This is a genomic window from Gordonia sp. YY1 (assembly GCF_009872315.1).
Classification (GTDB): Bacteria; Actinomycetota; Actinomycetes; order Mycobacteriales; family Mycobacteriaceae; genus Gordonia; species Gordonia amicalis.
The window spans coordinates 22,638-34,515 of the sequence record NZ_WXYI01000022.1 but is presented as its reverse complement, the minus strand read 5'-3'; the positions used below and the strand labels follow the sequence as shown (position 1 = coordinate 34,515).

The following is an 11,878-nucleotide window of genomic DNA, read 5'->3' as shown; positions in this document are numbered from 1 at the left end:
TGGGATTCGGGCTGGGGAAACAGGGCCGGGGGCGGCCTCGGAGACTGGTCGGACGAATTTCTCGTCGGTTGCTCAGGTGGGGTTTGAGCTGCGAGTTCGAGGTCTACGACTACGGAAACCAATCGCCCCGTGTCACTGCTGCGGCTTACTCTCCAGCCATGACCGAGTCCGCGCCCGTCGAGCTGTGCGACTGTCCACGCCGCGACCACGTCGGGTCCACAGACGGCTGCTGCGTGAACCCGTCGATCCGCGGTGAGGAGCCCGAAGACTCCACGCTGGCCCGGTACACCTGGTGCGGCTGCTGCATGGCGGATTGCCCGGACGTGCATCCGACACCGACTGATGGGTTCGGCCCGGTGCCGGGTTCGCTTGTCATCGCCAAGGAGTACGTCGACACCCTGCCCGAGGAGAAGCAGCAGGCGTTGAGGGAGCAGGAGACCCGTGGCGAGCTGCGGATCGCTCCGCAGGCCGAGATGCGGCTGCCGGGGCTCGACTGATGCGCCTGAGTCTGATCGTCCTGTACGTGCCGGAGCCGACCCTCGACCGCGCCGCGGCGTTCTACGGGGCGATCCTCGACGCGGAACCCATCGCCGAGAAGCATGGCGATGGTCCCCGGCACTGGTCGGTCACGTCCGCCGAGACCGGCCTCGTCATGGAGCTGTACCCGGCCACATCGCGGCCGCACACGGCGACGAGGGTCGAGTTCCGAGGCCAGGACATGGACGCGGCGGTGACCAGGCTGATGGACCGCGCCTACGCGTTGCCGGAGAAGACCCGGGACACCAAGGGCTGGTGGGTGAGCGATCCCATCGGCAACACCGTGGTCCTGTTGCCGGAGCCGACGCCGAGCTGAGAGCGGCTACCCGCGCCCCGCACACCATCTTGTCGGCGCCGCCGACATGCTCGCCCCATGAACGAGTCGAACTGGCCCAAGCCCGCCGCCGAGGACGAGCCCCCGGAACTGCTCCATGAAGTACGAGCCCTGCTCGCCGAGTTCGAGCAGCTCGACCCGTCCGCCGACGGGTACCACGAAGCTGTGACCGCGCTGCGGGTGGCGCGGGATGCCATGGCCGCTGCGGTGGCCCACTGCGATCCCGCGTTCGTGAGCGCGCACCGGGAAGGAGCGGCAGCATGACCGGCCCCGTGTACGACACCGAGGATGTACGTGACGACGGCACGCAGTGGCCTGACGAGGAGCACGACCGGGACTGAGTGCGCCCCGACCACCGACACAGAGACACCCCGCAGCCGATTGGGCTGCGGGGTGTTCTGTTCCTGATGTCAGCGCACGGCGTTGGGGTCGAGCGCGTTGGTCGAGGGTGACGGCTGCGCCTGCGCGGCGCCCGTTGCGGTCGACTCCGCCGAGGCGGGTCCACCCGACGGTGCGGGCTTCGGTGCCCCCGGCGTACCGGTCGACGGAACCGCACCTGCGGGCGGGGCCGGTGCGGGAGCACCAGGAGCGGGATCAGGCTTCGGCGAGCTCGCATCGGTCGGCGCAGCAGGAGTTGGAGTGCCTCCCGGCACCTGCTGGTCCACGGCGTTCGGGGTCTGCCCCGAGACCGGTTGCGTACCCGGTGCACCCGTGGGCGACGGATCGTTGAGGTGGAAGTAGCCGCCCCTGCTGCCCATGTCCTGCGGCAGCTGATCGGCCGAGATCACCTTGTACTCGGTCAGGTCGTAGAAGCGCCCATCTCCGAGCAACAGGTAGCTCTTGTCGCCGGCCACGAGGAGGTCGCCGGGCTTGGCCTGCGCCGGGGCGACCTGGCTGCCGGGATCTTGCCCCGGAACGGGAGGGGTGAGGCCGGCCATCTTCGCCGCCTCGGAGAGGCTGAGCGGGTGCGCGGGATCGGCGTTGGCGAGGAGCTGCGCCATCTTCGCGGTCTTGGCGTCCGGGAAGGTGGTCTTGTTGCCCTTGACGTCGACCTCCTTGCTCGCCTCGGGAGGCTGGGACTGTCCCTGCGCAGCGGCGGCGGCCGGGTTCGGGGTCGCGGTAGCGGCGGAGGGCTGGGCCGGCACCGTGGTGGGGCTGCCGGGCTTCTGCTCCGTGGTGAGCGGCTTCGTGGTCTTGTTCTCGGTCTGCGAGGCCGAGAGCGGCCTGGCCTTCTTCTCCTCCTTCTTGTCCTTGGCCGGGTCCCCGAGCTTGCGCTCGGACTTCTTGTCCTCGCCCTTCTTCTTGCCGTCGTCGAGCTTCTTGCCCTCGCCGTCGGCGCTGAGGGGCTTGCTCTGCTGCCCGCCGAGGGGCGATCCGCCGCCCCCGCTGTTCAGCGGGCTGCCTCCGCCGAGGCCGCCCCCGCTGCCGAGGTTCGGCATGGACGGCGTGCTCGGGGTGGCGACCGGCTTCTGCTGCGTCAGCGAGTTCAGCAGCTTCGAGAGCTCGTCCGTCTTCTGCGGCGTCTCGGTCTTGGCCGGCGTCGCTGCCGGCGCCTGCGTGACCGGGGTCTGCGCAGCGGGCGTGGCGGGAGTCTGCGTGACGGGCTTCTCCGTCTTGCTCGGGTCGACGCGCGTGCCGGTGCCGGTGGCCACCGTCGCCGTGAGCACAGGGGCGGGATCACCGAACATCTCGCTGATGTTCTGGTCAGCGGCGATGACTGCGGAGCCGGCCGCGCTCACCGCGGATGTGAATGTGGACGCCGGTCCCTGATCCGACAACTTGGAGTCGTTCGCCAGCTGCTCACGTGCGGCCCGGTTGGCGTCGAGCACGGCGGTGTACGCGGTCGCGGCACCATCGGACGCGTTGCCGAGCTGCTGCGTGAACGGCTTCACCTGCTCCTTCAGCGCGGCCATCGCCTCCAGATGGGGTTGCAGCCGCGCCTTGTACTCGTCGAAGTACGCCTCGCCGGCCGAGCTCATCACCCGGTCCACCTCGGCGAAGAGGTCCGAGATGCCTCCGAGAGCCTCTGCGATCTCCTTCTGGATGTCGGCGCCGTCCAGTCGCAGCGCCTCGGGCGGGTTCGAGTCCCACACCTTGCCGCGGGGGCCGTCCTGGAAGCTGAACACGCACTGCTGCGCCTCCCGCAGCTGCGAGTCGAGCGCTGTCACACCACCGATGTCGTGCGCGGCGGCCGGGAGGATGTGGGTGGTGCTGCCGTCGGGCGAGTCCCACTGCCCGATCTTGTTGCCGCCCAGGTCGAAGGCCTCCCACGCGGTGCTCGCGGCGATACCCACCCACCCGATCGGCCCGGGGATCGCCGAGACCATGTTGATGGCTGCGCCGACGTAGTCACCCTGCTCGAAGTTCTTGTACGCCGAGATCACGCCGATCGCGGTGCCCACACCCGGGACGAGACGGCCCGCGGTCTTGAGGCTCACCCTAGAGGCGCTCTTCAGCAGACCCTCGCCCGCGATCTTGCCCGCGAGCTTCTCGCCGAGGGCGGTGCCGGCCTTGTACTCGGCCTTCACGATCGCCGGGATGCCCTTGATGGGGCTCTTCGCGGCTTCGAGGTACGCCTTGCCGAACGACTTGCCGATCGTCGACACCTTGTCGTTCGCGGTGACCTGACCGATGTCCTTGACCTTGGCCTTCGGCTCGGCCTTGTCCACGTCGGGCTTCGGCTTCTCGTCCGTGTCCGGCTTCTCCCCGGCGTCGGGCACCGGCTTCGGGTCCGCCGGGGTCTTGCCGTCGCGGTTTGGCCTCCGCTTCTCTTCGGCGTCCGGCTTCGACTCCGTGGCGGGCTCGGGCTTGGTGTCCGCGGCGTCGGGCGTACCGCGGACGGGGATGTCGGTGGTCGACGCAGCGCCGTGCGGCTGTGGGGTGGGGTCAGGGATCGGGCTGGCGAGCCCTCCGAACTGGGCCATGGTGGTTCCTTCTCTCTTCTGTCCTGGGGGTCACCGGCGGCGAGGGGGCATCACGCGGCGGGGTGTCGCGGCGGCACATACATCGGCCTCGCGCAGGTACAGGCGGCCGTTGATGGTCTCGGCTGGCAGGTCTCCTCGCGCCACCATGAGTCCCACGGCGCGGTGGGTGCAGCCGAGGACCTTCGCGGCGGCATGGCGGGAGATCCATCCCTCGGGCGGCGTGGTCGGCAGCTCGAGCGCGAGGACATCGGACTCCAGCACCATCACGCGCTGGCCCACCTGGTAGGCGGGCAGGTCGCCGTTCTGGATCAGCGAGTCGATGCGCCTGCGTGTCACGCCGCGCAGCGCCGCCGCCGCAGGACGGGTGATGAAAGTTCCGCCGCCCGGAGCGGGACGCCTGATGGTTCCGCTCACGCCGCGCTCTCCCGACCGAGCTCGCGCAGGTACGCGTGCAGCTCGACGGCGCCGAAGAACACCTGCCCGTCGATCACGATCACGGGGGTCTCCGGGACGACGCCGGGGTCGCGGTGCTCCTGGTAGAGCCGCTGCACCGTCTCGGCGGCGGCTTCGTCGGCGCGCACGTTGCGCTCGGTGAACGGGACGCCCGTTCGGCGGAGGTCCTTCGCGGCGAAGATGCAGCCGCCGCAGCCGGGCTGCGTGTAGAGAGTGATGGTCACGGTTGTTCTCCTTCTTGGGGTGGGTCAGGCCGCGTCGGCTGTGGCGATGCGGGGTGGGATCGACGGGGCGGCGACCTTGGCGAGAGCCTGCCGCCGCTTGCCGGTCACCTTGAACGGGAGCAGCGGGGAGCGCAGGTACGCGGCTCCGAGCGCAGCGGCGAACGCGGCATCGGCGCGGTCCTGGGTGTTCTTGTCGCGGGTGGCGTCCGGCCACGCGAGCGCGTACTCGGCGACCATCATGTCCTTGCTCGCGCCACCGTTGCCGGTGGCGAGCATCTTGATCTGCGACGGGGTGACCTCCAGCACGGGTGCACCCGCGGCGACCAGTCCCTCGACCACGGCCCACCACAGGAATCCGCGGCGGGAGAGCGACGAGTCCTGAGCGCTCACGGAGAACCGCAGTCCCTCCACCGCCACGAGGGCGGGGTCGCAGGCCACGGTCTGTTGCACGATCCCGTCGACGAGCGCACGATGCCGCGCGACATGGGCGCCGAGGGTGTCGACCTTCGGTGCCGGGGAACGATGCACCGCGGTGGAGAGCGCTCCGGTCACCAGGTCGATCGCGGCGACACCAGCGCCGGTGAGGCTCAAGTCGAGCCCCACGACGGTGCGGCCGGCGGTGGTGGGGTCGAGGGTGACGGGAACGGTCATCGACGCGCCTCCCGCCGCGCTCGCAGCGTCAGCAGCAGGCGCCTCCACCAGCTGATCTCCGGGTGCTGTGCGGGACCGGTGTACTCGCTCACGGTTGGTTCTCCTTCGGGATGGTGCCGGCCGCCGCACCGCGCGGGGCAGGCGCGGCGGCCGGAGCATGGGGTGGGGGTCAGCGGGTGGCGCTCTCGCGCATCACGTCAGCCGTCGCGCAGATCAGCGCCCAGTAGCGGTCGACGGTCGACTGCACACTCGCCGCGGCCTCGCCGAGCTCCGCGTGCGCGAGGTGGGAGATGGGGTCGTACGCGGTTTCCGCGGCGGCCTCGCGGTCGAGGCCCCGGACCTCACGGGCCTGCCGGAACCGGCCGTACCACGCCGCCGCTGCGGCCTCTGCGGCGGTGAGCTTCTGGAAGTAGGGCTGACCAGGCTCGTCGAGCAGAACAGCGACGGCGGCGCGGCCGGCGCAGTTCGTGAGGGCGTGCTGCTGGATCCACTCGGCGTCGGTCAGCGTGGCCGTGGGCAGGTTGATGGTCTCGGTGGCGGTCACTGGTTCTCCTCATTTGCTGGTACTGCTCATTCTGTTGCGACCGATACTACTGGCCGTACCGATACCTGGCAACAAGGAAATGTGTGTTTACCTGCAGCGATGTTCTCTGAAACAGAGAATGGAGAGGTGACCGGTGCATGGACCAGGTGGTGTGTGCGGGGCTGTCGCTAGTTTGCTGTCGGTCGCGGTGCGGGTACTGATGCCCGTGCCGCCGCGGCGGGGGTGAGCTGGGGAACGCGGGCGGCGTACAGGTTGTGCGGGCGGCGCCGTCGACACCTCCGCTACGAGGAGTCGGTCGGGTCGGTCACCGCGTCGACAGGTACTCGACGGAGTAGCGGTCGGCGAACAACATCCGCTCGCGGCGCGGGCATCTCCTCGGCGGTGCGCCAGGCGTAAGCCTCGCCGCGCGACTCACTTACACGTGTCCGCGCGGCTCATCTCGGACCTGGCGGAGGGGGTGAGAGGGGTGAGGGGGTGAGAACTTTTTCTCCCCTCATGCAAGATTCACCCCTCCGCCCCTGAAACCTAAACGTGCAGGTCAGACACAAGAAGTAGTAGATGATCGTTTCTCATCCAAGTTCCTCTTGTATCTGTGAGGGGGTGAGACTCTCACCCCCTCACCCCCCCTCACCCCCTCTCACCCCTTCTTGGGCAGGAATCGGTAGTAGACGACGTCGCCTCCGGCGGAGGGAACATTGACCACGTCCGGCATCAGCTTCCCGACCTGAATCAGAGCGGCGAGGATGTCGCCCATGTTGTCCTTGCGGAAGCCGGGACCGGCCGCGCGCTTCGCCTGGTTCAACGTGAATCGGCCGAGGCTGTCGGGACGGCTCCCCAACTGCTCCTCCGCCCACTTCTCGGTCGAGTCGACCGCGCGCCGCCACTGCGCCGTGCTGCGTGCCTCTGCGCGGATCGCATCGCTCTTTCCGGCGTCGGTTGCCATCTTGGTGGTAGCGGTCCCTCGCAGCGCGACGACGGCATCGCGGACGTGCTTGCTGTGCTCGATCAGCAGGCCCGCCCACGCCCACCACTCCGCCGTGACATCGGCGCAGCTGTGCATGATCGCGCCCGCCGCGGCGAGTCGGAGCCGGATCAGGAGCTGGTGACGGTCCCACGGGTGGGACTTGCGGCCACGACCGTGAGCCGCACGCGCGGCCTCGATCTCCGCGGCGACGGAGGCCGCAACGCGGAGCACACCGTCGGAGGGCCACTCCGGGAGCTGCACGGGGATCAGGGGCTGCTCGTCGTCCGGTTCCGCGAACCAGTCGCCGGTGGCATCACGGCGACCTGCAGCGAGCTTCTCCGGAGCTGCGTCCGCCTCCTCAATGAGGTACGCCGCGGACACCCACCAGATCCTCTGGACCAGGCCGGTGTACTCGTCAGCGAGCAGACCCGCCGCGGTCACCAACTGCGCGCAGATCGTCACCAGCATCCGGTACGTGCGCGGCTCCACCCAGAACGGGTTGGTTTTGGTCTTCGAGCCCAGCGTCTCCCAGCTCCAGCCGTGGCAGAGCTCGGGCTCGATCGTGGAGCCCTTGCGGTCTCGCACGGCGAGGATCTTTCCCACTTCGTCCCAGGCGAACCAGGCCGACTCGTTGTGGTTCACGGAGATCTTCTCGCCGGTGTGTTCGCACTTCTCCATGTGCGCGTACCCCTCCGCCATGGCTTCGCCACTGCCCGCGGGGACTGGGATCGGGATCCGCCGCACCTTCTCCACGCCCTCGGCGCCGGCCACAGCATCCGAGGGGAGACCGACGAACCGCTGTCCTCGCTGCGCGGGGATCGGGTCGATGTCCACGGTCGTGGCACCTCCCTTGCCGCCGCCGGACTCGTCGATCGGGACGGTGATCAGGTTGAGGGGTTGGCGACGCTTACCGACGAGCTTCGGGAGGCACACCTGGTACGGAACCACCGACAGCAGACCGCCGATGTTCGCGCTGAGCGCCAGCATCGGGCTCACCTGAGCCTTAGCGGCGCGAGCGCGGATCTCCTTGAGGAGGTCCGTGCAAAACACAGCGTCCAGCAGTTCGGGTGCATCCGCCGCGGCCATGTGCGCATCGGCCTTCGCCTGCGCGGCGGCCTGTGCGTCCGACTCAGCCTGTTCGGCGGTCTGAGCGTCCGGTCCCGGGGTCTCGGCGGAACCCGCCACGGCCGGAGCCGGACCCTCGGCCCTCGCCTGTGCCGCACCCGGCGCAGGAGGGACCGTGAACGGCGCGGCGGGCGCGGGCAGCGCAGCCACCTCCGCGCGCAGCCGTTCGAGCACCGCAGCGGGGTCGCCGACGTCGAGGTCGTCGAACAGCGCGTCGTAGTCCTCCACGGTCATTCGCCGGCGCAGCGTCTCGAACAGCGCATCCGCTTCGCTCTCGGTCTCCTCGAGTTCGGCCTGGTCGCGGTCGAACTCGTCGCGGACGGCGGGGTCACTGAGGTACGCCTCGACGTTCGCAGCTCGGGCCGCACGTTCCTCCGGCGTCCGGGGTCCCGTGAACGCGGCGACGTACTCACGGTCCTCCGACTCCAGGTCCATCAGCTCGCGCAGAGCATCCGCGTTCTCCGGGATCGGACGCATGCCCCGCAGTGCGCACCCCAGCTCGACAGCATCGATGAGCCCGTTCGGCGTGACCCCGTACTCAGTGCAGAAGTCCGGCGCGAAGGGCTGCGCCTTACCACCCACACCCTGGTCGCAGCCCTCGACGTGGAGGGCCAGCGCTCCGTTGTTCGGGCACATGCAGGCCCCGCCCTCGGCGGGCGCGACGAAGCCCGCGGCGATGTGCTCGGGGATGAACGGGAACCACGTCTGGAGCGTGGTCGGAGGGGCCGGGTTCCAGGGCACGGCGGGCGGGCACGCAGCGATCTCCGCGTCGGCCTCGTCGGCGAGCCGACTGAGCGCAGCGAGCTCCTCCGCCGTGTGCGATCCGGCGGCCACCGCGCCGAGGTAATCCATGCGGGCGGCAGACATCTGCGGCGTGTCGTGCGTGAGGTTTGCGAGATTGGCGGGGTATGCCATGATCGATTCGTTCCTTCGTTCTTGGTCGGGCGGGCGAACACAGAGCGAGTCGAGGGTGGAGCCTCGGCTCGTTCGTCGTTTCCGGGGTAGGTCAGGCGGCGTTCGCGGGGGCGGTACCGCCGGCCATGAAGGCCTCCAGGTCGGCCTCGCGGACCCTGTAGTAGCGGCCGCCGATCCGAATCGACGGAAGGTCCTCGCGCTTGAGCATGGCGCGGACCGTGTTGGGGCACACGTCGAGACGCTCGGAGAGCTCCGGCACGCTGAGCATCCTCATCATCAGCTCCTGTCGTTTGTGGTGGTTGTTACTCGATGTAGCTCCAGTTGTAGCAAGCACATTGGACAGCGCCCTGCAACGAAGCCGCCGCATCGTGCCTGATCAGGCTCGGAATCTGTCTCGATAATCGAGAGTCCGCTGGTCAGCGACGCGGCTGGGACAGAATCAGAAATGTTGTTCCAACTTTTCCGGAACCCTCTGCAGCGCAGCGGTTCCTACTGCTGGTCCGCACCAGCGCCGTGAACGCGGCACGACTTCGGCGCGCACCTGCCGAGCCCGCGCCGCGTACGTCTTCGTCGGCGGGCGCTTGCGACGCTGCCGGGCATGAGTACCGACTACCGACCGCTGATCACCAACCTGCACCGCGGAGTGCACTGCGACGTACGCAGCGCACGGGCCCGGCTGCACAGCGTGATCGAGCTCCTGGACCGGGCGCATCTCCCTGCCGTGGCGGCCGACCTCCGCGCCGTGGAACAGCGCCTCGTGGACCAGGCCGACCGATGAATCCCACGCGCGCTCAAGGCATTCAGCCGGGGGACGTGACACCGGATTCGGCGGGTTGTTCGGCCTCGTCTGCGATGATCGAACGCATGAGCACGAAGCGCCTTCGAGCAGCCGCCGCCGGCATCGCCGCCGCGGTGGTGCTGTCGGCGTGCTCGACGGCGACCGGTGGGCAACCGGTCGCGGTGCAGTCCAGCGCAGTGACCGCTTCCTCCAGCCCGGAGACGGAACAGCTGATCCGGTGGGTGGACGTCGAAGCTGAGGCGCCTGTTCTCCCACGGGACACGCAGGGAATGCAGTACGGCACGGACGCCAAGCCCGGCATCGGGTTCGGCTACCGCAACAGCGAGAAGCAATCGCGTGTCTGCACCCTCGGCCCCGCCGTGCGTGATGCGACCGGACGTAGCGGCTTTCTCACCGCCGGCCATTGCACTGCCGCTCTCTCGTCCACTCCCGCGTACCTTTCGCAGACCAGCGACGCTCTCGGCCCACAGACGCTGATGGGTGATGTCCAGGACGCCGTTGACGACGACGCGGCAAACGACTCCGCGGTCATCTGGGCCCCTGCCGCCGCCGACGCCAGCCGCATCGCTGGCCGATGGCCGGTGGCCGGGATCATGGCCAAGGCGGACGTCCCCTCCCTCGTTAAGCCCGGTGACCCGGTCTGTCTCAATGGCTCGCGCTCGGGCGTGATGTGCAGCCCCCTGATCAGCGCCGACGGCTACGACATCCGCACCCAGGCCACCACCCAGGGCAACGACTCCGGTGCCCCGGTCTTCGTCGTCGCCCCTTCGGGTTCGGCGATCCTCATCGGCATCCACCGCGGAGTCGACGGCGCCATGGGGCTGGCCACCTTCATCAGCCCGGCGCTCGACCGGCTGCACGTAACCGTCGCGACCGCTGCTCAGTAAGACGTCTCAGACCCGTTTTCGCTGGTAGAGCTGGCATCCTGGAGCCATGGCACCCAGTGGAGAGCATCGCCCCGAGGACCTCGGTCAGGCCACCGTCCGATCCGCCGCCGTTGCGACAAGCACCTCGGCCATCGCCCTGCGCAAGCAGGTGACCGATCTCAACGCCCACGCGTCCGGCAAGATCGTGTCTCAGCAGCTCGAGATCCTGACCACTCAGGCCGGCATCGCCGAGAAGACCGCCGCGAATCTCAAGATCGTCGCGGATGCCTTGCAGATCCGTGAGGCAGCGGCGAAGGCATGGAACACGAACGCGGCGAAGGACAGCGAAATCGAAGCTGCGAAGAAGGCGGTGGCCGACGCGAAGAAGGCACTCATGGATGCCTCTGCCGCCAGCGGCGACACAAGCGCGGCCTCCACGAAGCTCGAGGCCGCACAGAAAAAGCTCAAGGAGCTGAAGGACAAGCGGAAGGCCGCAGACGAGGCCTACGACGCCGCAGAGAAGAAGGCAGCGGACAAGCTCAAGGAGATCAAGGGAACCGCCTCGGAGCAGGATTCCTCAGGTCGTAACGTGCCCGGTGGAGGAACCACCTCTCCCCCCACCGGTACCGGCACCGGCACCCCCTCCCCCTCCGCCGGCGCCCCGGGCAAGTCCACCGCCGGCGGTACCGCGAAGCCGTCCGCCACTCCCGCCACTCCCGCCGCTACCCCGTCCGCGAAGCCGTCTACCACCGAGACCAAGACCAGCGGCGACGATCTCAGCGGTCTGCTCACCGCGCTCGCCTCCCAGCAGCAGCAACAGCCGCAGTCCGCGCAGCAGGCACAGCCCACCGCGCAGGCGACACCGGCCGCGGCCGCCCCGCAGCAGACGCAGCAGCCGGAGAAGGACAAGGACACCGCACAGTCGAAGACGAACCCCTGGGACAAGCTGTTGGGCGCGGACGGCATCCTCGACACCGGCGACCTCGCGACCCTGGGTCTCGGCACGCCCCTCCCCCTCGGCGGCGGCAGTGCGCACAGCACCCCCGCCGCGGCCGTCACCCCGAGCGCGCCGGCAGCGGCAGCACCTTCTACGACTGGTCTCAGCGCCAGTGCCACCGCCAATGCTCAACCGGTGACTTCCGGCACCTCGGCGCAGGGACTGAACACCACCACCGACGTCAGCGGTAGGTCGGGCGAACCCCGCGGCGCGTTCTCCGTCGGTCCGGAGACGAAGACCAGTGGCGCCACGGGCACCGGCACGAGCGGCACCGCTCCGGCCAGCGCTACCGGTACCCGCCCCATGGGCGCCGGAGGCATGCCCATGATGCCGATGGGCGGCATGGGCGGTCCCGGTGGCGGCGCTGGATCGTCGAAGGACAAGGAGTCCACCACGCTCGCTTCCGGCAGCGCGGAGAGCGATCTGCTCCATGGACGCCACACCGCTGCGGAGGCAGTGCCCGGCGGCACCATCGCTCAGAAGGATCACCCCCGCCGGCGGGGCGAGGACGCGGCGTAAGTCAGGGCCCGCCGAGGCCGTACACC

The 11,878-nt window shown here is 69.3% G+C and carries 13 protein-coding genes; 6 read left to right on the top strand and 7 right to left on the bottom strand.

Features of this window, described 5'->3' with window-relative positions:
- Positions 1-158 precede the first annotated feature (158 nt).
- Genes BPODLACK_RS20955 through BPODLACK_RS20945 form a run of 3 tightly spaced genes read left to right on the top strand, consistent with a single transcriptional unit; the run spans position 159 to position 1,135 of the window.
- Entirely contained in the window at positions 159-497 is a 339-nt protein-coding gene (locus tag BPODLACK_RS20955; RefSeq protein WP_159406153.1) for a hypothetical protein, read from the top strand.
- Entirely contained in the window at positions 497-853 is a 357-nt protein-coding gene (locus BPODLACK_RS20950) for a VOC family protein (RefSeq protein ID WP_159406152.1), read from the top strand. The genes BPODLACK_RS20955 and BPODLACK_RS20950 overlap by 1 nt, the downstream gene beginning before the upstream one ends.
- Before the next feature lie 57 nt (positions 854-910).
- Positions 911-1,135: a hypothetical protein gene (locus tag BPODLACK_RS20945; protein WP_159406151.1), complete on the top strand. Its 225-nt coding sequence runs from the start codon at positions 911-913 to the stop codon at positions 1,133-1,135.
- A gap of 146 nt (positions 1,136-1,281) precedes the next feature.
- Here BPODLACK_RS20945 and BPODLACK_RS20940 read toward each other — a convergent pair whose 3' ends face one another.
- The 7 genes from BPODLACK_RS20940 to BPODLACK_RS20910 form a co-directional block, all read right to left on the bottom strand.
- Entirely contained in the window at positions 1,282-3,795 is a 2,514-nt protein-coding gene (locus BPODLACK_RS20940) for a hypothetical protein (protein WP_159406150.1), read from the bottom strand.
- 30 nt (positions 3,796-3,825) lie between these two features.
- Positions 3,826-4,209 (bottom strand): helix-turn-helix domain-containing protein, encoded by a 384-nt coding sequence (locus BPODLACK_RS20935; RefSeq protein WP_159406149.1) that lies wholly within the window; start codon positions 4,207-4,209, stop codon positions 3,826-3,828.
- Positions 4,206-4,472 (bottom strand): glutaredoxin family protein, encoded by a 267-nt coding sequence (locus BPODLACK_RS20930; RefSeq protein ID WP_159406148.1) that lies wholly within the window; start codon positions 4,470-4,472, stop codon positions 4,206-4,208. The genes BPODLACK_RS20935 and BPODLACK_RS20930 overlap by 4 nt, the downstream gene beginning before the upstream one ends.
- A gap of 24 nt (positions 4,473-4,496) precedes the next feature.
- Positions 4,497-5,123, bottom strand: coding sequence for a hypothetical protein (locus BPODLACK_RS20925; protein WP_159406147.1), 627 nt, complete (start codon positions 5,121-5,123; stop codon positions 4,497-4,499).
- Between the two features lie 169 nt (positions 5,124-5,292).
- Entirely contained in the window at positions 5,293-5,667 is a 375-nt protein-coding gene (locus tag BPODLACK_RS20920) for a hypothetical protein (RefSeq protein ID WP_159406146.1), read from the bottom strand.
- Positions 5,668-6,304: 637 nt separating this feature from the next.
- Entirely contained in the window at positions 6,305-8,671 is a 2,367-nt protein-coding gene (locus tag BPODLACK_RS20915; RefSeq protein WP_159406145.1) for a hypothetical protein, read from the bottom strand.
- A gap of 91 nt (positions 8,672-8,762) precedes the next feature.
- Positions 8,763-8,948 (bottom strand): helix-turn-helix domain-containing protein, encoded by a 186-nt coding sequence (locus BPODLACK_RS20910; RefSeq protein ID WP_100522417.1) that lies wholly within the window; start codon positions 8,946-8,948, stop codon positions 8,763-8,765.
- 321 nt (positions 8,949-9,269) lie between these two features.
- On the opposite strand from BPODLACK_RS20910, the gene BPODLACK_RS20905 reads away from it, so the two are divergent.
- The 3 genes from BPODLACK_RS20905 to BPODLACK_RS20895 all read left to right on the top strand — a co-directional run bounded on the left by BPODLACK_RS20905 (position 9,270) and on the right by BPODLACK_RS20895 (position 11,852).
- Positions 9,270-9,449: a hypothetical protein gene (locus BPODLACK_RS20905; protein WP_159406144.1), complete on the top strand. Its 180-nt coding sequence runs from the start codon at positions 9,270-9,272 to the stop codon at positions 9,447-9,449.
- Between the two features lie 86 nt (positions 9,450-9,535).
- Complete coding sequence (locus tag BPODLACK_RS20900; RefSeq protein WP_159406143.1) at positions 9,536-10,357, top strand: hypothetical protein; 822 nt, start codon at positions 9,536-9,538, stop codon at positions 10,355-10,357.
- Between the two features lie 46 nt (positions 10,358-10,403).
- The gene (locus BPODLACK_RS20895) at positions 10,404-11,852 is read left to right on the top strand and encodes a hypothetical protein (RefSeq protein ID WP_159406142.1); all 1,449 of its coding nucleotides are present in this window, start codon (positions 10,404-10,406) and stop codon (positions 11,850-11,852) included.
- Positions 11,853-11,878: the final 26 nt, after the last annotated feature.

Coding starts and splice junctions, on each gene's coding strand:
- BPODLACK_RS20905 (WP_159406144.1), top strand. CDS start 9,270: ATGAGTACCGACTACCGACCGCTGATCACCAACCTGCACCGCGGAGTG.
- BPODLACK_RS20955 (WP_159406153.1), top strand. CDS start 159: ATGACCGAGTCCGCGCCCGTCGAGCTGTGCGACTGTCCACGCCGCGAC.
- BPODLACK_RS20895 (WP_159406142.1), top strand. CDS start 10,404: ATGGCACCCAGTGGAGAGCATCGCCCCGAGGACCTCGGTCAGGCCACC.
- BPODLACK_RS20945 (WP_159406151.1), top strand. CDS start 911: ATGAACGAGTCGAACTGGCCCAAGCCCGCCGCCGAGGACGAGCCCCCG.
- BPODLACK_RS20910 (WP_100522417.1), bottom strand. CDS start 8,948: ATGATGAGGATGCTCAGCGTGCCGGAGCTCTCCGAGCGTCTCGACGTG.
- BPODLACK_RS20925 (WP_159406147.1), bottom strand. CDS start 5,123: ATGACCGTTCCCGTCACCCTCGACCCCACCACCGCCGGCCGCACCGTC.
- BPODLACK_RS20940 (WP_159406150.1), bottom strand. CDS start 3,795: ATGGCCCAGTTCGGAGGGCTCGCCAGCCCGATCCCTGACCCCACCCCA.
- BPODLACK_RS20915 (WP_159406145.1), bottom strand. CDS start 8,671: ATGGCATACCCCGCCAATCTCGCAAACCTCACGCACGACACGCCGCAG.
- BPODLACK_RS20950 (WP_159406152.1), top strand. CDS start 497: ATGCGCCTGAGTCTGATCGTCCTGTACGTGCCGGAGCCGACCCTCGAC.
- BPODLACK_RS20900 (WP_159406143.1), top strand. CDS start 9,536: ATGAGCACGAAGCGCCTTCGAGCAGCCGCCGCCGGCATCGCCGCCGCG.